The organism is Vibrio minamisatsumaniensis, assembly GCF_050337445.1.
Taxonomy (GTDB): domain Bacteria; phylum Pseudomonadota; class Gammaproteobacteria; order Enterobacterales; family Vibrionaceae; genus Vibrio; species Vibrio artabrorum.
Genome location: NZ_JAKJSY010000021.1, coordinates 19518 through 39036, shown reverse-complemented (window position 1 = coordinate 39036; position 19519 = coordinate 19518). Strand labels below are relative to the sequence as shown.

Here is a 19519-nt window from a genome sequence, read left to right as displayed (position 1 = left end):
GCAGTAAAATTAGTTACATGCATCTTTTAGTGCTTTACCCGCTTTAAAGCCAGGTACTTTCGCTTCTGCGATTTGGATCTCATCACCTGTTTTTGGGTTACGGCCAGTGCGAGCAGCACGAGTACGAACACTGAAAGTACCAAAGCCAACAAGTGCTACTTGGTCGCCTGATTGTAGTGTTGTGCCAACGGCTTCGATGAAAGCGTCAAGAGCGCGACCCGCTGAAGCTTTAGAAAGATCTGCGTTTTCTGCGATTGATTCTACTAGTTGTGTTTTATTCACTGTTTTTCCCCTATGTGTCATCTGTGAAGATTTATTGATGACTGTACGTTCCATTTTGGTTTTAATTTAGCCGCAAGCCTTATTAAAAAAGGGGTTGCCGCCTTAGTGGAATAACTTAGCGTCCAAAAAAAACGCTGACAAGCCTTTTTGAGGCTATCAGCGTAATTCTTTACTTATTTTTGCTATGCATCACTATTTTTTCACGTCAAACTCGACCCCAGACGGATCTCGTTCTAGCGCGACCTTAAGCACTTCATCAATCCATTGGACTGGGATCACTTGTAAGTCAGCAATGACATTGTCAGGAATTTCTTCCAAATCACGCTCGTTATCTTTTGGAATCAAGACGGTTTTGATGCCGCCACGGTGCGCTGCAAGCAGTTTTTCTTTCAAGCCACCAATAGGCAACACTTCACCACGTAAGGTTATTTCACCCGTCATTCCGACTTCAGCTTTCACAGGATTGCCCGTTAAGCTAGACACCAGTGCCGTACACATGGCGATACCCGCGCTAGGACCATCTTTTGGTGTTGCCCCTTCCGGAACATGAACATGGATATCACGCTTCTCGTAAAAGTCGGAGTTAATACCCAGGTTTTCAGCGCGAGAACGAACTACGGTCATGGCCGCTTGAATCGACTCTTTCATCACATCGCCAAGAGAACCGGTTTGCGTTAACTTACCTTTACCTGGCATTGATTCCGTTTCGATAGTCAGCAGGTCACCACCCACTTGAGTCCACGCTAAACCCGTTACTTGACCAATACGGTTGCTCTCATCGGCCTTGCCAAAGTCATGACGTTGAACGCCCAGATACTCTTTCAAGTTATCCATGTTAACCGTCACAGACTTGAGGCTACTGTCTAGTAAGATATTTTTCACGGCTTTACGACAGATCTTAGAGATCTCTCGTTCTAGATTACGTACACCCGCTTCACGTGTGTAATAGCGAATGATGCCGATAATTGCCGAGTCTTCAATTTCAATCTCATGAGGCTTAAGACCGTTGCGTTGAACTTGCTTGTCCAATAAGTGGCTCTTAGCAATGTTCAGCTTTTCATCTTCGGTGTAGCCCGACAGGCGAATCACTTCCATACGGTCCAACAGTGGACCCGGTATGTCCATCGAATTCGATGTTGCAACAAACATCACATCAGACAGATCGTAATCGACTTCTAGATAGTGATCGTTGAATGCGTTGTTTTGCTCAGGATCGAGTACTTCTAGCAGCGCTGAAGATGGGTCGCCACGCATATCAGAAGACATCTTATCGATTTCATCTAATAGGAACAGTGGGTTCTTAACGCCAACTTTCGACATTTTCTGGATTAATTTACCCGGAAGTGAACCGATATACGTACGACGGTGACCGCGGATTTCCGCTTCGTCACGTACACCACCCAGTGCCATACGAGTGTATTTACGGCCCGTTGCCGCTGCAATCGAACGACCTAGCGAGGTTTTACCGACACCAGGAGGACCGACAAGACAAAGGATTGGACCTTTTAGCTTGTTGATACGGTTTTGTACTGCCAAGTACTCAAGAATACGTTCTTTAACACGCTCCAAGCCGTAGTGATCTTCGTTTAAGATCTCTTCCGCTTTCGCTAAATTCTTTTTAACCTTTGAACGCTTAGCCCAAGGAACGCCAACCATCCAATCAATGTAGCTACGTACTACTGTTGCTTCAGCAGACATTGGCGACATCATTTTCAGTTTTTGCAGTTCTTGCTCAGTTTTCTCACGAGCTTCTTGAGGCATCTTCGAATCTTCGATCTTCTTCTTGAGAGTCTCGAACTCATCGGGTGCGTCATCCATCTCGCCCAGTTCTTTCTGAATCGCTTTCATTTGCTCATTCAGGTAGTACTCGCGCTGAGACTTTTCCATTTGCTTCTTAACGCGGCCACGGATGCGTTTTTCAACTTGCAGGATGTCAATTTCTGACTCCATTTGGCCCATTAAAAATTCCAAACGTTCAGTGACATCTAAAATTTCTAGAACGTGCTGCTTGTCGACCAATTTAAGTGGCATGTGCGCGGCAATGGTATCAGCAAGGCGAGCCGCCTCATCAATACCGTTCAGAGACGTTAGAACCTCTGGCGGAATCTTTTTGTTTAGCTTAATAAAGCCTTCGAATTGATTGATCGCACTGCGAACCACCACTTCTTGTTCTTTTTCGTCAAGTTCTGAAGTAACAACGTATTCGGCATCGGCTAAGAAAAACTCACTCTCTTTGAATTGGTGAATTTTTGCACGCTGCTGACCTTCGACAAGTACTTTTACCGTACCATCCGGGAGCTTGAGTAGCTGAAGAATAGTAGCAACTGTACCTACATTAAATAGGTCGTCGATTGAAGGCTCATCAGTGTCCGCTTCTTTCTGCGCGACAAGTAGTACTTGTTTGTTCGCTTCCATTGCCGATTCAAGGCAAGTAATCGATTTTTCACGACCGACAAATAATGGAATAACCATGTGTGGGTAAACCACTACATCACGTAGAGGTAGCACGGGGATTTCGATACGCTCGGAACGTTCCAAGTTCATATATTTCTCTCTTCCGCTTTAACTTATAAAGCAGTATATGGGGCTTAAACGACTGGATTCAATGGAAGAATAAAAAAAGGAGGTAATTGCTTACCTCCTTTTTCGATTTGAGTGTGTCGTCTAAAAAAGACCTACTCAGCAACAGCCATTTGATTGTCTGAGTTGCTGTAAATCAATAGTGGTTCTGACTCACCATTAATTACTGCCTCATCAATCACAACCTTGCTCACATCTGTTGAAGATGGCAGTTCGTACATGGTTTCTAGTAGAACACCCTCCAAAATAGAGCGTAGACCACGAGCACCTGTTTTACGGTTCATCGCTTTCTTAGCAATGGCACGTAGTGCATCTTCGCGGAATTCTAACTCTGTATCCTCAAGCTCAAATAGTGCTGCATACTGTTTTGTCAGTGCATTCTTTGGCTCACACAGGATTTGGATTAGCGCTTCTTCATCAAGCTCCGTCAGTGTTGTTGTAACAGGTAGACGACCGATGAACTCAGGGATAAGACCATACTTCACGAGATCTTCAGGTTCTACTTGAGTGAACAATTCACCGATAGTCTTCGTTTCATCTTTAGAACGCACTTCAGCGCCAAATCCGATACCTGAACCTGTTTCTACACGTTGCTCAATCACTTTATCTAGGCCGGCAAACGCACCGCCACAGATGAATAGGATCTTAGATGTGTCCACTTGCAAGAACTCTTGCTGTGGATGCTTACGACCACCTTGAGGTGGAACTGAAGCCACAGTACCTTCAACAAGTTTTAACAGCGCTTGCTGTACACCTTCACCAGACACGTCACGTGTGATTGATGGGTTTTCAGCTTTACGAGAAATTTTATCAATTTCATCGATGTAAACAATGCCGCGTTCCGCTTTTGCTACGTCATAATCACATTTTTGAAGCAACTTCTGGATGATGTTTTCAACATCTTCACCCACATAACCCGCTTCGGTTAGTGTCGTTGCATCTGCCATTGTGAAAGGGACGTCTAGGAAACGAGCCAATGTTTCAGCCAGCAGTGTTTTACCACTACCCGTAGGACCAATAAGAAGAATGTTACTCTTACCTAGCTCTACGCCTTCAGCTGTCGTATCACCGTTACGCAAACGCTTGTAGTGATTATATACTGCAACTGCTAGCACTTTCTTCGCGTATTCTTGACCGATTACATAGTCGTCAAGATGCTCTCGAATCTCACGCGGCGTTGGCAACGATTCTGATTCTTTCTTAGGAAGAACATCTTTAATTTCTTCACGAATAATGTCGTTACAAAGATCGACACATTCATCACAAATGTAAACAGAAGGACCTGCGATTAACTTGCGAACTTCGTGTTGGCTTTTGCCACAGAAAGAGCAGTAAAGCAGTTTACCGCTACTACCCTCTTTGCTTTTATCTGTCATTCGCTAACCTCTTAGCCTTTACTCTTTATGTTTGAGTGTATATCAATTTGAATCACTTTGCGTCAAACAATTGCCCGGCAATTATTGACCGCGGTGATTAAGAACTGAATCCACCAAACCGTATTCTACTGCTTGATCAGCAGACATAAAATTATCACGATCCGTATCACGCTCAACAACTTCTAGAGGCTGACCGGTATGCTCTGCCAATAGTTTGTTTAGCTTTTGTTTGATCGTTAGGATCTCTTGCGCATGAATTTGAATATCAGACGCTTGCCCTTGGAAACCGCCAAGTGGCTGGTGAATCATGACGCGTGAGTTTGGAAGCACGTGACGCTTACCTGGAGTACCACCCGCAAGTAAGAATGCACCCATAGAGCAAGCTTGGCCCATACATACTGTGCTCACGTTTGGCTTGATGAACTGCATGGTGTCATAGATAGACATGCCTGCTGTTACGCTACCGCCAGGTGAGTTGATGTAAAGATAGATATCTTTGTCTGGGTTTTCTGATTCCAAGAAAAGCAGTTGAGCCACGACAAGATTTGCCATGTGGTCTTCCACTTGACCGGTTAAGAAAATGATACGTTCTTTTAATAGACGAGAATAAATATCGTAAGAACGTTCACCACGGGAACTCTGTTCAACCACCATAGGAACGAGTGCGTCCATAATCGATGGCATTGTATTTTTTTCTTGGTAGCTCATATTCTTATGTCCCTAAAATAAATGGCCCGAATGATTAAATCATACGGACCATTGTTAGCAGAATTGTTGACCGTACGTCAACCTTCTACGTCAGATATTACTATATTAAGCAGGTTGCTGATTCATTAGCTCGTTGAAGCTAACTTCTTTATCAGAAACTTGAGCTTTAGCGATGATTGCATCAATAGCTTGCTCTTCTAGAGCAACATTGCGCATGTTGTTCATCATTTGCTCGTTTTGCTCGTAGTAAGCAATAACTTCTGTTGGATCTTCGTATGCTGTCGCCATCTCTTCGATGATAGCTTTCACTTTCTCGTCGTCAGCTTTTAGCTCTTCAGTCTTGATCACTTCACCAAGAAGAAGACCGACAACGACGCGACGTTTAGCTTGCTCTTCGAACAACTCACGTGGAAGTTGGTCAGCAGCTTCAGTGTTGCCACCGAAACGTTGAGCCGCTTGTTGACGTAGAACACCGATTTCTTGATCGATAAGAGCAGAAGGTACGTCGATGTTGTTTTCGTTAACTAGACCGTCGATAGCTTGCTCTTTGATGCGGTTCTTAACAGCTTGCTTAAGCTCACGCTCCATGTTCTTACGAACTTCAGCTTTAAGACCTTCAACACCGTTAGCTGCACCGAACTTAGCAACGAATTCTTCGTTCAGTTCAGGAAGTTCACGAGCTTCAACTTTGTTCAGCTTGATAGAGAACTTAGCCGCTTTACCTTTTAGGTTTTCAGCGTGGTAATCTTCTGGGAAGTTTACGTCGATTTCGAATTCCATACCTGCTGTTTTACCAACGATACCGTCTTCGAAGCCAGGGATCATGCGACCAGCGCCCATCTCTAGTGGGAAGTTCTCAGCTTTGCCGCCTTCGAACTCTTCACCGTCGATAGAACCAACGAAGTCGATAGTTGCACGAGAACCAGCTTCAGCAGCAGCGTCCACTTCAGTCCAAGTTGCTTGTTGCTTACGTAGCGTTTCGATCATCTCTTCAACGTCAGCGTCTTTAACTTCTACTGCTGGCTTCTCAACAGTGATGTTTTCTAGACCTTTCAGCTCAACTTCTGGGTAAACTTCAAAAGTTGCGTTGAATACTAGGTCAGCGCCTTCGTTGTTTTCAACTGGTGCGAAAGTTGGTGCGCCAGCTGGGTTAATTTTCTCTTTAACGATCGCTTCGATGAAGTGACGTTGCATTACTTCGCCCATCACGTCTTGACGTACTGCTTTGCCGTACATTTTAGCAACCATCTTCATTGGCACTTTGCCTTTACGGAAACCATCGAAACGACGGTTTTTCGCGATGTTGCGTAGTTCAGCTGTAACAGCATCTTCGATGTTAGCAGCAGGAACAGTAATATTAAGACGGCGCTCTAGGCCTTCTAGCGTTTCAACAGTAACTTGCATTATATAAACCTCAAAACTGGCTCAGTAATCTGAGCATATGAGCCGTAACTTAGCTTTAATTAAAAAGCCGATGTTGTTGGCTGCATCCTTGTGTAGTGCTCTATCCGAACACCTAATTTAAAATCGAGCATTGATGTTTGAATTGATTATTCAACTAAACACCAGACTAATCAGCGATATCTTCGCTCTTCACATGTTTATTAAAAGTGGCGTTCTCACGCACGGATAAAAAGCTGTAAAGCTTGTTTTCAAAAACAAGAAAGGTATCTCCGATTAGCCTCAGGACAGAAATTTTAGACGCGACATTCTAGCGATCTGTTTAATCTCTGTCGAGCCGTTCACCTCTGCTTGATGATGAATACTCTAAATTCGTACAACTAAATGATAAAAAAACGATAAAAACATCACTTAGCACAACAGAAATGGGGACAATAGCGACTTTTTCAAGGGAATCGAGCCCTTTTTTTACTAAAAACCTTAAAAAGAGATCTTGCTCTTGTTTTACCCCTCAGAGTCGATAACTTTTTCAACAATCTCCGTTACAAAGCCTTAACCTAGCAAAATCTGAGCCTCTCGATATGAAGCAAAAACGGCCGCAGATTGCTTTCATAAATGAGAAAATACAGATGTATTCTTTACTGAGAATTAGCGGAGAGCTTTCATGTTTCGAGTATTGAGCCCCCCTTTAATGCTACTCATTGCCTACTGCTTGCTGGTGGTTGTGGGAGGTCACTGGGTCTGGAGCACAAGCCATCAACGTTTATTACATGATCACCAATCTCAACTGGACCGATTTTCAGTCCATATTTCCAATCAATTGGACAAGTTCGCGCACATTCCAGAGCTGCTTTCAAAAGACAAAGAGCTGGTTGATGCCCTGCACGCTCCCAGTAACTCTGCGCAAATCGAACTCACAAATCGTTACCTAGAACACGTAAACTCGGTGATTCAAGCCTCCGACACCTATCTATTAGACAGCCTCGGCACCACCATTGCTGCCAGTAACTGGAAGCGATCACGTTCTTTTGTTGGTCGTAATTTTGCGTTCCGCCCCTACTTTCAAGAAGCGATTATTGGCAATGAAAACCAATACTTTGCACTGGGCTCAACCTCAGGAAAGCGAGGCTACTATTATTCTTACCCCGTCTCCTATGCTGCTGAGATTATTGGCGTCATTGTTGTCAAGATGGATTTATCGCAGATAGAGGCCAGTTGGCAAGGTAAACAGAGTATTTTTGTTGCTGACGATAAAGACCAAATTGTCTTTATGTCGAGCAAGCCTGAGTGGCTGTTCAAAAGCCTTCAACCACTAAGCGAACAACAACACTCTCGAATTCAAGAAAGCAAGCAGTATCTCGATACAAAAATAGACAGCCTGCATTTTTCCGGCGACTTAGACAGTGCCACCAGTCGTATTGAGTCACCACACCAACTTGTCCAAGAGCAGTTTTTTAGCTCTTCACGCTTGCTAGCCGCACCGAAACTCACCATACGGGTATTTTCTCCAACCCACTTAGTTTGGTGGGACTTGGTTGCTTACCTTGTGATTTTAAGCCTTATCTTTGCAATCATTTATCTGACGATACTACTCAATCACCATCGACAACAAAGACGCGCTCAAATCGATAGGCTGCAATCTGAAGCCAAGCAAAAACTTGAGTTTCAAGTACTCGAACGAACCTCTGAACTTCATATAGAGATCAAACAACGTATCGAAACCGAGCGTGTACTCAGACAAACGCAAGATGAACTGATTCAAGCGGCTAAATTGGCGGTCTTAGGTCAAATGTCTGCGGGTATCAGCCACGAGCTGAATAACCCACTCGCCGCGATTCGCAGCTACGCAGACAATGGTCGAGTGTTTCTTGCGAAAAACAAAATCGACCGTGTGGATGACAACCTATCACGGATATCATCGCTCACTGATCGCATGGCTAAGATAAGCCATCAGCTTCGCTCCTTTGCCAAAAAATCCACCGCAGAAGAGCTCCATACGTTGCAAATACTCCCTATTTTACTCTCCTCGAAAGAGCTGATGAAACCACAACTTAAGAGTGAACGAGTTAAGATCAACGCACTCCCTGAAACCTTTAATGCTTGCGTACTTGCCAATGCCATTCAGCTGGAGCAAGTGGTCATTAATCTGCTAACCAACGCAATTCAGGCAATGGAACAACAAGACGACAAACAATTAGCGATTCTGTTAGAGATTCGGGAATCTGATCAACAACAAGCCAATACCTTACTGATTCATATCGATGATAACGGGCCTGGCTTTACTTCCCCTTCAAGCGGACACTTTTTTGAACCTTTCCATACCACCAAGAAAAACGGCCTTGGACTGGGCCTCTCGATTTCTCAACAAATAATCAGCGGGATCAACGGCAAACTCGTGACAGGTATCAGCCCTCAAGGTGGTGCTCGATTCAGCATAGAGTTGCCCCTTGTTGAACAAGAACAGTAAGAAAAAGCGCCACCACACAAACAACAAACAACAAACAACAAACAACAAACAACAAACAACAAACAACAGACTGAGATTAAGCTAGCGATTTAACAAGCAAGTAAACCAACAAACAAAAAACTCAGCGATAATCAGAAAACAAAGAAGTAAAGGAATCACTATGTGTTACGTCTATTTCATTGATGATGAATCCGACCTAAGAATGGCCATTGAACAGAGCTTTGAGCTCGCTGGCATTGATGCGGCATTCTTTACCGATGCGGAGTCTGCTCTGCTCGCGATTCAAGAAAACGGCTTACCTCACGTCATCATCACTGATATCTGTTTACCCGGGCTTTCCGGTCATGATCTGCTCAATACAGTGATGCACAAAGACAAAGAGATCCCGGTGATTATGATTACGGGTCACGGCGATATTTCGATGGCGGTTCAAGCAATCCAATACGGCGCCTACGACTTCATTGAAAAACCCTTCGCCAATGAACGCCTAATAGAAACCACCAAACGAGCGATAGAAAAACGCCAACTTACCCTTGAGAACCTTGAATTAAAGCGTTCACTCAAAGCTAGCCAAGCACTGGGGCCAAGGATCATTGGTGACACGCAATCAATGACTGAGTTACGGTCTATCATCACTCACGTTGCCGACACCAACGCCGATATTTTGTTATTTGGTGAAACAGGCACCGGCAAAGAGTTGGTCGCACGCTCTCTGCACGAGCAAAGCAGCCGACGAGAACAAAACTTTGTCGCGGTCAATTGTGGCGCAGTTCCTGAAAATCTGATTGAGAGTGAACTTTATGGTCATGAGAAAGGGGCATTCACTGGCGCAGAAAGCAAGCGAGTGGGTAAATTCGAGTTTGCTCAAGGCGGAACTCTCTTCTTAGATGAAATTGAGTCCATGCCGATGCAAGCACAAATTCGACTATTACGTGTATTGCAAGAACGCGTTATCGAAAGGGTTGGCTCAAACGGTTTAGTCCCTCTAGACATTCGAGTAATTGCGGCCACTAAAGTCGACCTAAAGAAAGCCGCTGAAGAAGGCACTTTCCGCCAAGATCTCTATTATCGACTCAATGTCGTTACTCTCGATCTGCCACCATTAAGAGCTCGTCAAGAAGATATTCCTGCACTCTTCCACCACTTTTTATTGGTCGCTGCCGCGCGTTACGGCAAAACAGCCCCAGCCCTTCCACAAAAGGAACTGCACGCGCTTTTAGCTCATGACTGGCCGGGAAACGTCCGCGAACTAAGAAATACAGCCGAGCGTTTTGTTCTTTTGGGCAAGCTCTCTCATTTATCAGACAGTACAACGGAATCAACCCAAGACTTGTCGCTCGCAAAGCTGGTCTCTGATTTTGAGAAAAACACGTTAAAGCAAGCGCTTATTGAATGTAACGGCAGCATAAAGAACACCATGAAGCGGCTAAAACTCCCACGTAAAACCCTTTATGACAAAATGCAAAAACACCAACTAACGAAAGAATCATACCGACAAAATGAAAATTAAATTCGATATATAAGTAAGATCTCCTACAATTAATATGAGTACTGATGCATTTGGTTACAAATACCTAAAGGCATTTTCAATATTATTAAGGAGTGGTTATGGGTGAGAAAACAAGAGTTCCCTCAATAGCCGATACGTTTGAGATCGATGGGGTGTATTACGTCGATCAACATGTTGATTTAAATACACCCGAATTAGAAGCCAAAAGAGCCCTCTATCAACAGAAGGACCCTCATTCATACTTCGGTAAGAATGTCGATGAGGAGGTATGATACCTCCTCACTTTTTGTTATGACTTAACTCTCTACTTAGTGATGATCTCAGGCCCCATCAATGTGGTCGGTAACCATGTTGATACCCACGGCACGTAAGTGACGATAATCAGGAATAAGAACATCACGCCGACCCAAGGCAGTGCCGCTTTTACCACGTTCATCATCGACATCTTGGCGACCCCTGCGGTCACAAACAAATTGAGCCCGACAGGCGGCGTTATCATCCCTATCTCCATGTTCACTACCATCATAATACCTAAGTGAATTGGGTCGATACCGAGCGCAATTGCAATTGGGAAGACCAATGGTGCTACGATGATCAACAAGCCTGATGGCTCCATGAACTGACCACCAATCAAGAGTAAAACGTTCACTACAATCAAGAAGGTGATCGGCCCTAAGCCTGCAGAGAGCATAGATTCTGTGATCATTTGAGGGATGCGTTCCTCTGTCAGAACATGCTTAAGGATCAGAGCATTGGCAATGATAAACAGCAGCATGATCGTTAGCTTACCCGCATCATAGAGCGTGTCTTTGGTATCTTTATGGAAGAAGGTTTGCAACACTTTCACCAACGCTGGTTTTGTGTTTTTCTTGTCCGCGAAAGGCCCCATATCTTTGTAGATAAAGTTGGCAATAAAGAAGGCATACACCGCGGCCACTGCCGCCGCTTCTGTCGGAGTAAAGATACCGCCGTAGATACCACCTAAAATAATAACAATCAGTAGCAAGCCCCAACTCGCATCTTTCGCAGCTGCGAACATCTCACCCCAACCCACAAATGGCTGGGCCGGAATTTTCTTAATACGTGCTGCGATGTAGATAGCGATCATCAACATCACACCCGCCAACAGACCAGGAATCACACCACCGAGGAACATACGCCCGACCGATACATCGGTCGCCGCTGCGTAAACCACCATCACGATGGACGGCGGAATCAAGATACCTAACGTACCCGCGTTACAGATAACCCCTGCCGCAAACTCTTTTGAGTAACCGTTTTTGATCATACCCGCGATAACGATACTACCGATCGCCACTACCGTTGCCGGAGATGAACCAGAAAGGGCTGCGAACATCATACATGCCACCACCGACGCCATCGCCAAGCCGCCGCGGAACCAACCGACCATCGCGATAGCAAAACGGATAATACGTTTCGCCACGCCACCCGTAGACATGAAGCTAGAGGCCAAAATAAAGAAAGGAATCGCTAACAGTGTGTAGTGGCCAGCAAAGGCATTAAACAGCGTTTGTGCGACAGAAGCCAATGACGCATCTGAATGCATCAACAAAAATAGTATGCTCGATAAACCGAGGGAAATTGCAATTGGTACGCCGACCAACATGAACGCAATGACCATTAAAAATAGAAATAACATTGCCATGATTAGTCTTCCTTACCGTTAGATTTTGTACACGACTCATTCACTTTGTTCTGCGAAGTCGAATTCAATACCGCTGTCGCATCTTCGTCAGAGCCCGCTAGCACGTCCGCTTTCAACGCATCCAACTCTTCTTCGGCTTCGTGGCCAGCAATCATCCGATCAAGCTTGCCAGTGACGACTTGGTAAGCAACTTGAGCAAAACGGAACGTCAACATTGCCATACCAATCGGCAGCGCCATATAAGGAATAAAACGGGGCAATTTCTCGTATTGCTCGCCTTCATTCAGCCAGTCAGCGAGAAACTGCAGCATTTCTGGCATTGGAATATCGTCGGTCTCATACCATGCGCGATCGGTCGCGAATGGGTACCAATAATTCCAAGAACCGATAAGAAGTAAGATCGAAAACGCTAGGCAGCTGGTCACGGCGATGAGCGCATACACTTTGCGTAGCTTTTCTGGGGCGAGGTTGATGATCACATCAACACCAATGTGGAAGTGTTTTTTAACGCCATAAGATGCCCCCACTAACACCATCCAAGCAAACATGAACACGGTCAGTTCCAGTGCCCATAAGATGTTGTCATTGAATGCGTATCGAAATACCACATTGGCAAAAGTGAGTAACGTCATGGCACCAAGAAAAAATGCGATTAATGACTCTTCAATCACATCCGTAACTGTTCCGACTTTAGAAAAAAGAGAGGTTTCCCGTGCTGATTCGCTAGAATTGGGTTGTTCCATTTGAGGCTTTTCCATAATTGACTCCGCTTATCATTGTTTTAATAAGGAGTGACGAATACGCGCCACTCCCTTAGCGGTGTTATTGGTTTGAGGCTAACGCGGCATCGATAAGGTCTGAACCGATGTCTTTTTCAAACTTCTTCCATACTGGTTGAAGTGCAACTACCCATGCTTCACGCTGTTCAGGCGTCAGTGTACGAACCTCACCACCCGCTTCGATGATGTTGTTTTTGTTCGCTAGGTTAACTTTTGAAGATTCAGCGTTACGAGCCTCAGACACTTCTTTCACGATAGTACCAAGCTGTGTGCGTACATCTTCAGGTAGGCCTTTCCAGAAGTCGTTGGACGTTACCACTAGGTAATCCAATATGCCGTGATTGGTTTCCGTCACACCGTCTTGTACTTCAAAGAACTTCTTACCGTAGATGTTTGACCATGTGTTCTCCTGGCCATCGATAACTTTCGTTTGTAGGCCACCGTACACTTCTTTGAAAGACATCTTCTGTGGGTTAGCGCCTAGTTGTTCAAACTGAGCCACCAATACGTCTGATGCTTGCACACGGAATTTCAACCCTTTGGCATCTTCAGGGCTGATAAGAGGTTTGTTCGCCGACATCTGTTTCATACCATTGTGCCAAAACGCGAGACCTTGCAAGCCACGGCGCTTCATCGCGTTCTTCAGTTTTTCACCAGATTCTGAGTTTTGAAAGCGGTCAACGGCGGCGACATCTTCAAACAAGAACGGAAGGTCAAAAATGCGGTATTTCTTAGTGAACTTTTCAAATTTAGACAGCGATGGTGCCGCCATTTGAACATCACCATTTAACAGGGCTTCCAGTACCTTGTTATCATCGTAAAGCGTTGAGTTAGGGAAAACTTGCATACAAGCTTTGCCATTCATTTCTGTGTTTACTCGCTCTTCCAGTAAAGAAGCGGCGATGCCTTTCGGGTGCTTATCGGTATTAGTTACATGACTGAATTTAATTACGATTTCACCAGGATCACAGTTTGCAGCAGCATGAAAACTTGTGAGCGCCAGAGCAGAGACAGACAGCAGGGTAAGCGGCTTAAACATTATTATTCTCCTTAGTAAACAAAGCAGCCCTTCAATGGGAACTGCGTGCTTTCACTAAGGCAATTAACGCGCCACATCAACACAAAACATTAACAAGCCTTTAACCACAAGGCTTCATAAGATCTACCGGCTTTGGTCGTCAACTCGCGAATAAAATTTATGGGTGGGAAATGACACATGAAAGATTTGTAAATGGGTAGGATTTGACCAACACTGCATCAATGGTGAATGAGGGCTAGGTACAATAACGGCCCAAATGAAGGGCCGTTGGTATGTCAACTTGATTGAGGATTAAGTGTTCTGCATACGCTTTTTCAGTCGTGCTAAATCTATGGCACTTGAACGAACGGTAAGTTTGATGTGTTCGTAGTCGTACTCTTCTTTAATCACACTCATGTTGGAGCGAATCTCACCGATGATACTTTGTCCCGAATAAGGAATCGTGATCTCTTCTTCGATCATCCCTTCTTCTGCAATACCAACGATATACTTGTGCAGTTTGGCGATATCTAACGGATCACGAGTCGACGTTAACATCGCCTCCGGGAACTCTTCAATCAGTGCTCGCTGTTGCTCTTCACTTAATCTATCGCACTTATTCAGTACTAATAGCTTTTCACTGCCTTCAACGCCCACTTGTGCCAACACGTCGTGTACGACATCAAGCTGAGCACGAAAAGAAACGTCAGAAGCATCAACCACATACAGAAGCAGTGAAGCATCATGCGCTTCAGCTAACGTTGAGTGGAATGAAGCAACAAGATCATGAGGCAGTTTCTTGATGAACCCCACCGTGTCTGAAACCAAGATACGCGGTTGAGTGATTGGCTGAAGCGCACGAACCGTGGTGTCGAGCGTTGCGAACAGTTTATCTTCACCCACCACTTCGGTTGCCGTCATTGCGCGCATCATCGAAGATTTACCGGCATTGGTGTAACCCACTAAAGCGACAGTGAAAAGCTCCGCACGCTTAGTGCGTCGGTTCTTCATTTCATCTTGTACGCTCACTAACTCACGTTTAAGTGCAGCAATTTGGTCACGAACTTTACGACGGTCTAGCTCTAATGAAGTTTCACCCGCGCCCTGACCCATTTGGCGCTCTTTGTCGCCCTCACCCACTTCACGCAGTCGAGGGACTAGGTAATTTAGACGAGCAATTTCCACTTGCAGGCGTGCGGTACGAGTACGAGCGTGGCGGCTGAAAATCTCAATGATGATTCCTGTGCGGTCAAACACTTCGACACCTAAGTGAGCCTCAACATTACGAAGTTGAGACGGGCTCAAATCACAGTCAAAGACCACAACATCAGCAGTACCGTATTGAAAATCACCCGTTGGAAGATCGTCAAAATCTAACTCATCGAGTTCAGAATCAAACAGACCTGACTCATCAAGGAAGTCTTCATCTTCTGCCTCTTCAATTGAGCCTTTGTATCCTGTCAGGTGTGCGATTTCAGCAAGCTTACCGGCCCCCAACACATTTTGTCTTTGCGATGAACTGTGGTGTTGCGCTTGCGTGCCGACGACTTTAAACCCTAAGGTTGACACTAAGCGAGCAAGTTCGGCAAGAGACTCTTTTGCTTCGTCACCTTTGAAATCCGGTGTCGTAATAGAAATAAGTAAAGCGTTACTCGCGGAGGGTTTTGCTGTTAGTTTCATGTATTCTTCTGTTTATGCACCGAAGTGCAAGCTAGTTTTTGATCTAAAGTCGTTCGATCCTACGCTGTTCTCCGTCAGCTTTATAGAGCTAACGGAGACTAAATCGCGATATTCTTGCTGTTAACGCATTTATCTCGTTTATTGATCCCTTTTCGTCCGTAATAAAAAATGGTGACAAGCAAAAAGTTAAGATGAACAGCTAATTTCCATCGCTTTGCCCCACTCAGGTGGTAACGCGGCGAGGTGTTCATAGTCAGGGTGTTCGGCATAAGGGTCTGCCAGCACCACCATTAATGCCTCAATGTCACTGCTATCACCGCGCTCCGCTTTATCTATCGCAAGTTGAGCTAAGTAGTTTCTGAGGATATATTTCGGATTTACCTGCCTCATCTTTTCACAGCGTTCTGTCACTGAACGTTCTTCCAACTCACAACGCTGCAAGTAATGATCCAACCATCGCTTTGCGGCCTCTCGATCAATAACCAAATCAATCGCATCTTGTGGCGGCAAAGTATCTAGGTTCGACAACGTTCTAAAGAACCTCGGGTAATCGACTTTGTTTTGCGACATCAGCTCGAACATAGATGCAAACAAGCGACTGTCACCGTGCTGTTTCGAAAGCAAGCCCAACTTACGACGCATCATCTGGCTGAAATAACCATTCATTTGCGGCTCATACTGCTCTAAAGCGGCCTCTAAATCGGCCTTATCGATCAGTGGAGAAAGTGAGTGAGCCAATGCCGACAGATTCCAAAGCCCGATTCTTGGTTGCTGATTAAAGGCATAGCGGCCTTGGTAATCTGAGTGATTACAGATCAAACGAGGGACATATTCATCAAGGAAGGCGAACGGGCCATAATCGAAGGTTTGTCCGATGATCGACATATTATCAGTGTTCATCACCCCGTGAGCGAAGCCATTTGCTTGCCACAACGCGATCATTTCCGCAGTGCGATCAACAATCTCATTAAACATTGCAGCGTAGGGTTTTTCTTGATCAATACACTCCGGGAAATGCCATTCAATCACTTTATCAGCAAGCAACTTATGCTCAGCCAACTGATTGGTATAAAACAGGTGCTCAAAGTGGCCAAAGCGGATGTGTGATTCGGCAACACGCACCAGTAATGCGCCTCTCTCTTGCTTCTCACGGTAAACCGGCGTGTCACTGGTCATCATAGCTAATGCGCGAGTGGTTGGGATATGTAGCCCCGCCATCGCTTCGCTACACAGATACTCACGCACCGTTGAACGAATAACCGCACGGCCATCGCCCATACGCGAATAGGGTGTTTTACCTGCACCTTTGAGGTGTAAATCGAACGTTTCACCACTTTTAGCAACAACTTGCGCTAATAGCAGCCCTCTTCCATCACCTAAATCGGGATTATAAGAGCCAAACTGATGGCCTGCGTATTTCATGGCTAGCGGAGAAAATGGCTCAGATTCAACATTGCCAGACAACGTCTCCAATAGCTCCTCAGAGACAGCCTCAAACAACGGAAAACCGAGTTCACTCGCCAGAGTGTGATTCCAAGCAAGCCATTGGACATTGCATAGCGGTGTCGGTTGAACTGGGGTATAGAACCGTCGAGGTAATGCCGTAAATCGATTGTTAAATGAAATAGAATCCCAAACAGACATGAGAGGCACACTGTAGATGAAAGATAATTTAAGATTATCACAATTTGATAACAACTTCAGAAGTGTGATGGCGCTCTTTATCGCGAGAAGGTGACAAACTAATCCACTGCAAGAAAGTAGTGACTTAAGAGAAGAACCTGACTGAAGGGAGTGACGACTAGAAGAAAATGACTTAGGGAAAGTTAAGTGGCTAACCTGATGAGAAAAGCCACATTTATAAGAGAAAGAGTTCTGACTTTGAAGACTTTTTAACAAGTGAGTTCATAATAAAAACTGAAAATATAGAGCCATGAAGCTGACTACATTAGAGTAAGAATACCCACAAGAGAAAGGGTAGAGAAAATCCAAATGCGACTGATAACGCCAAAGTTACTGTGTTGAATCATTTCTTGATGCTGCATATATCTCTCCTCGAGAACGTGATGGTGTAACACCAATATATCGACTTTATGCCGATATCAGCAAGCATATTAATGTTAACCTTTTATGACAGTACCAAGAAACTTCGGTCACTATTTAGTCATTTGATAAATCAATACGCTATGCTCGACTTGTCGTCGAAAGCAATGCTCCGGCCCCAATAAACACGCCTCCAGTAACGCGATTAAAAACCTTAGCTCGACCTTTAGCGAATAACCAATTTGACGATTTGGCCCCTAAATAGGCATACACCAACAACCAAGACAATTCCATCACAGCGAAGGTCAAAGCAAACACGATAAACTGAGGGAATAGTGCGATCGATGGATCGATAAACTGAGGGAAAAGTGCGGTAAAAAACAGGATAGCTTTGGGATTACTTGCACCAACAATAAAACCACTTAAATAATGCTGCGCAGCGCTTTCTTTAACGGATTGAGAAACGCTGGTTTGATTAGGTTGCTGCTCGTAATCTTGTTGGCTAGAGCGTAGCGACTTCCAACCGAGATAAATAAGATAAGCTGCACCGGTCCATTTAATTACGTTAAATACCACTTCCGACGAGGCAATGATTACCCCTAAACCGGTAAATGATAAGGTTAGGATCCCGGTAATGGCTGTTAAGCTCCCCAAGGCCGTGAATATCGATAACGTGAAGCCCGATTGCACCCCCTTAGTCATACACAACAAAGAGCTTGGCCCCGGTGAGGCGGTTAAAATCAACACTGCCAACAAATAATAAATCCATGTATCAAAGCTCATCGCGAATTCTCCTTAACTCACTAAACAGGCTAAACATTGAGCATTAATATGCAATAGCTATTTATATTAAGCAACTGAATATTGAGCGAGTTCTGCTTTTGTAGATACCTTCCCTGCTAAATTTCGGCAATAAAAAACGCCATGCACCGCTGCACAGCGTTTAAATTTAAACGACTAAAATAGAACGCCTTACAAAGTTCTAACCTGAAGTTTCAAGCTTTATCTTTAAGCTAAAAACGAGCAGCAACCTAGCCTTTGTAGATAGAAAACTCGTCTGCATGAGCGACGAGCTGCTCGCGAGTGATCATGAAGACACCGTGACCACCGTTTGAGAATTCGATCCAAGTAAATGGAAGCTCTGGATACTGCTCCATCATGTGAACCATTGAGTTGCCCACTTCACAGATCAGAATACCATTCTCTGTTAGGTAATCTGGTGCGTCAGCCAAGATACGGCGAACCAATTTAAGTCCGTCAGTCCCTGCTGCTAGGCCAAGCTCCGGCTCATGAGTAAACTCATCAGGCAAGCTGTTCATATCTTCTTCGTCCACGTAAGGTGGATTTGATACGATCAGGTTATATTTTTCTTTTGGCAAATCGCGGAAAAGATCGGAACGGATTGGAAACACTTGTTGCTCCATACCGTGATCTTGGATGTTCTGCTCAGCCACTTGCAATGCATCAGTAGAAATATCAATCGCATCGACTTCAGCGTCAGGAAATGCGTGAGCACAAGCAATAGCAATACAACCACTGCCCGTACACATATCCATGATGCGGATTGGCTCTTCAGTTAACCATGGTTGAAACTGAGCTTCGATCAACTCACCAATTGGCGAACGAGGCACAAGCACGCGTTCATCAACAAAAAACTCAAGACCACAGAACCAAGCTTTATTGGTTAGATAAGCGGTTGGAGTGCGATCATTGATACGCTTAATCACGCGCTCAACGATGCGTAAACGTTCACTACTCGTTAAACGAGAGTTCATCACATGCGCTGGAACATCAATCGGTAGATAAAGAGTAGGCAAAATAAGTTGTACCGCCTCATCCCACGCGTTATCCGTACCGTGACCATAAAATAAGCCCGCTGCGTTAAAGCGGCTAACGGTCCAACGAATCACATCTTGAAGCGTGTGTAGTTCTGATACCGCTTCTTCTACAAAAATCTTATCCAAAATTGTCTCCGAAAAGCGCTACAATACTGCTAATTACGTTTCTAA

15 protein-coding genes and 1 pseudogene are annotated in these 19519 nt (G+C 44.8%); 3 read left to right on the top strand and 13 right to left on the bottom strand.

What is annotated here, in order from left to right; genetic code table 11:
- Positions 1 to 9: 9 nt before the first annotated feature.
- From L4B77_RS06440 to L4B77_RS06415, 6 genes and pseudogenes are all read right to left on the bottom strand, one after another.
- On the bottom strand, positions 10 to 303 hold the full coding sequence (locus tag L4B77_RS06440; RefSeq protein WP_261839684.1) for an HU family DNA-binding protein: 294 nt from the start codon (positions 301 to 303) through the stop codon (positions 10 to 12).
- A gap of 171 nt (positions 304 to 474) precedes the next feature.
- Entirely contained in the window at positions 475 to 2826 is a 2352-nt protein-coding gene (gene lon, locus L4B77_RS06435) for an endopeptidase La (protein WP_261839213.1), read from the bottom strand.
- Between the two features lie 131 nt (positions 2827 to 2957).
- Positions 2958 to 4238, bottom strand: coding sequence for an ATP-dependent protease ATP-binding subunit ClpX (gene clpX / locus L4B77_RS06430; protein ID WP_261839212.1), 1281 nt, complete (start codon positions 4236 to 4238; stop codon positions 2958 to 2960).
- 81 nt (positions 4239 to 4319) lie between these two features.
- Positions 4320 to 4946, bottom strand: a complete 627-nt coding sequence (gene clpP, locus L4B77_RS06425) for an ATP-dependent Clp endopeptidase proteolytic subunit ClpP (protein WP_261839211.1) — start codon at positions 4944 to 4946, stop codon at positions 4320 to 4322.
- Between the two features lie 105 nt (positions 4947 to 5051).
- Entirely contained in the window at positions 5052 to 6350 is a 1299-nt protein-coding gene (gene tig, locus L4B77_RS06420) for a trigger factor (RefSeq protein WP_429749245.1), read from the bottom strand.
- Positions 6351 to 6669: 319 nt separating this feature from the next.
- Positions 6670 to 6852: pseudogene (locus L4B77_RS06415) on the bottom strand (hypothetical protein); the annotation flags it as partial.
- Between the two features lie 159 nt (positions 6853 to 7011).
- Here L4B77_RS06415 and L4B77_RS06410 point away from each other — a divergent pair.
- The 3 genes from L4B77_RS06410 to L4B77_RS06400 all read left to right on the top strand — a co-directional run bounded on the left by L4B77_RS06410 (position 7012) and on the right by L4B77_RS06400 (position 10596).
- Positions 7012 to 8814: a sensor histidine kinase gene (locus L4B77_RS06410; protein WP_429749243.1), complete on the top strand. Its 1803-nt coding sequence runs from the start codon at positions 7012 to 7014 to the stop codon at positions 8812 to 8814.
- Between the two features lie 160 nt (positions 8815 to 8974).
- Positions 8975 to 10324: a sigma-54-dependent transcriptional regulator gene (locus L4B77_RS06405; protein ID WP_429749241.1), complete on the top strand. Its 1350-nt coding sequence runs from the start codon at positions 8975 to 8977 to the stop codon at positions 10322 to 10324.
- Between the two features lie 98 nt (positions 10325 to 10422).
- Positions 10423 to 10596 carry a hypothetical protein gene (locus L4B77_RS06400; protein WP_261839207.1) on the top strand — a complete coding sequence of 58 codons (174 nt, stop codon included), beginning with the start codon at positions 10423 to 10425 and terminating at the stop codon, positions 10594 to 10596.
- 32 nt (positions 10597 to 10628) lie between these two features.
- Here the strand turns inward: L4B77_RS06400 and L4B77_RS06395 are convergent, their stop codons facing one another.
- From L4B77_RS06395 to prmB, 7 genes are all read right to left on the bottom strand, one after another.
- Entirely contained in the window at positions 10629 to 11990 is a 1362-nt protein-coding gene (locus tag L4B77_RS06395) for a TRAP transporter large permease (RefSeq protein WP_429749239.1), read from the bottom strand.
- 2 nt (positions 11991 to 11992) lie between these two features.
- Positions 11993 to 12748, bottom strand: a complete 756-nt coding sequence (locus tag L4B77_RS06390; protein ID WP_429749237.1) for a TRAP transporter small permease — start codon at positions 12746 to 12748, stop codon at positions 11993 to 11995.
- Between the two features lie 64 nt (positions 12749 to 12812).
- Entirely contained in the window at positions 12813 to 13808 is a 996-nt protein-coding gene (locus L4B77_RS06385; protein WP_261839204.1) for a TRAP transporter substrate-binding protein, read from the bottom strand.
- Positions 13809 to 14099: 291 nt separating this feature from the next.
- Entirely contained in the window at positions 14100 to 15467 is a 1368-nt protein-coding gene (gene hflX / locus L4B77_RS06380) for a GTPase HflX (protein ID WP_261839203.1), read from the bottom strand.
- Between the two features lie 186 nt (positions 15468 to 15653).
- Entirely contained in the window at positions 15654 to 17111 is a 1458-nt protein-coding gene (locus L4B77_RS06375; protein WP_372066949.1) for a protein adenylyltransferase SelO, read from the bottom strand.
- A 540-nt stretch (positions 17112 to 17651) separates the two neighbouring features.
- Positions 17652 to 18293: a LysE family translocator gene (locus L4B77_RS06370; RefSeq protein WP_261839201.1), complete on the bottom strand. Its 642-nt coding sequence runs from the start codon at positions 18291 to 18293 to the stop codon at positions 17652 to 17654.
- 248 nt (positions 18294 to 18541) lie between these two features.
- Positions 18542 to 19474 carry a 50S ribosomal protein L3 N(5)-glutamine methyltransferase gene (prmB, locus tag L4B77_RS06365; RefSeq protein WP_372041237.1) on the bottom strand — a complete coding sequence of 311 codons (933 nt, stop codon included), beginning with the start codon at positions 19472 to 19474 and terminating at the stop codon, positions 18542 to 18544.
- Positions 19475 to 19519: the final 45 nt, after the last annotated feature.

What these genes read in the sequence shown, in the direction of transcription:
- L4B77_RS06440 (WP_261839684.1), bottom strand. Translation starts at nt 303, where the DNA reads ATGACACATAGGGGAAAAACAGTGAATAAAACACAACTAGTAGAATCA.
- L4B77_RS06375 (WP_372066949.1), bottom strand. Translation starts at nt 17,111, where the DNA reads ATGTCTGTTTGGGATTCTATTTCATTTAACAATCGATTTACGGCATTA.
- clpX (WP_261839212.1), bottom strand. Translation starts at nt 4,238, where the DNA reads ATGACAGATAAAAGCAAAGAGGGTAGTAGCGGTAAACTGCTTTACTGC.
- hflX (WP_261839203.1), bottom strand. Translation starts at nt 15,467, where the DNA reads ATGAAACTAACAGCAAAACCCTCCGCGAGTAACGCTTTACTTATTTCT.
- clpP (WP_261839211.1), bottom strand. Translation starts at nt 4,946, where the DNA reads ATGAGCTACCAAGAAAAAAATACAATGCCATCGATTATGGACGCACTC.
- L4B77_RS06400 (WP_261839207.1), top strand. Translation starts at nt 10,423, where the DNA reads ATGGGTGAGAAAACAAGAGTTCCCTCAATAGCCGATACGTTTGAGATC.
- L4B77_RS06370 (WP_261839201.1), bottom strand. Translation starts at nt 18,293, where the DNA reads ATGAGCTTTGATACATGGATTTATTATTTGTTGGCAGTGTTGATTTTA.
- L4B77_RS06390 (WP_429749237.1), bottom strand. Translation starts at nt 12,748, where the DNA reads ATGGAAAAGCCTCAAATGGAACAACCCAATTCTAGCGAATCAGCACGG.
- lon (WP_261839213.1), bottom strand. Translation starts at nt 2,826, where the DNA reads ATGAACTTGGAACGTTCCGAGCGTATCGAAATCCCCGTGCTACCTCTA.
- L4B77_RS06385 (WP_261839204.1), bottom strand. Translation starts at nt 13,808, where the DNA reads ATGTTTAAGCCGCTTACCCTGCTGTCTGTCTCTGCTCTGGCGCTCACA.
- L4B77_RS06410 (WP_429749243.1), top strand. Translation starts at nt 7,012, where the DNA reads ATGTTTCGAGTATTGAGCCCCCCTTTAATGCTACTCATTGCCTACTGC.
- L4B77_RS06405 (WP_429749241.1), top strand. Translation starts at nt 8,975, where the DNA reads ATGTGTTACGTCTATTTCATTGATGATGAATCCGACCTAAGAATGGCC.
- L4B77_RS06395 (WP_429749239.1), bottom strand. Translation starts at nt 11,990, where the DNA reads ATGGCAATGTTATTTCTATTTTTAATGGTCATTGCGTTCATGTTGGTC.
- tig (WP_429749245.1), bottom strand. Translation starts at nt 6,350, where the DNA reads ATGCAAGTTACTGTTGAAACGCTAGAAGGCCTAGAGCGCCGTCTTAAT.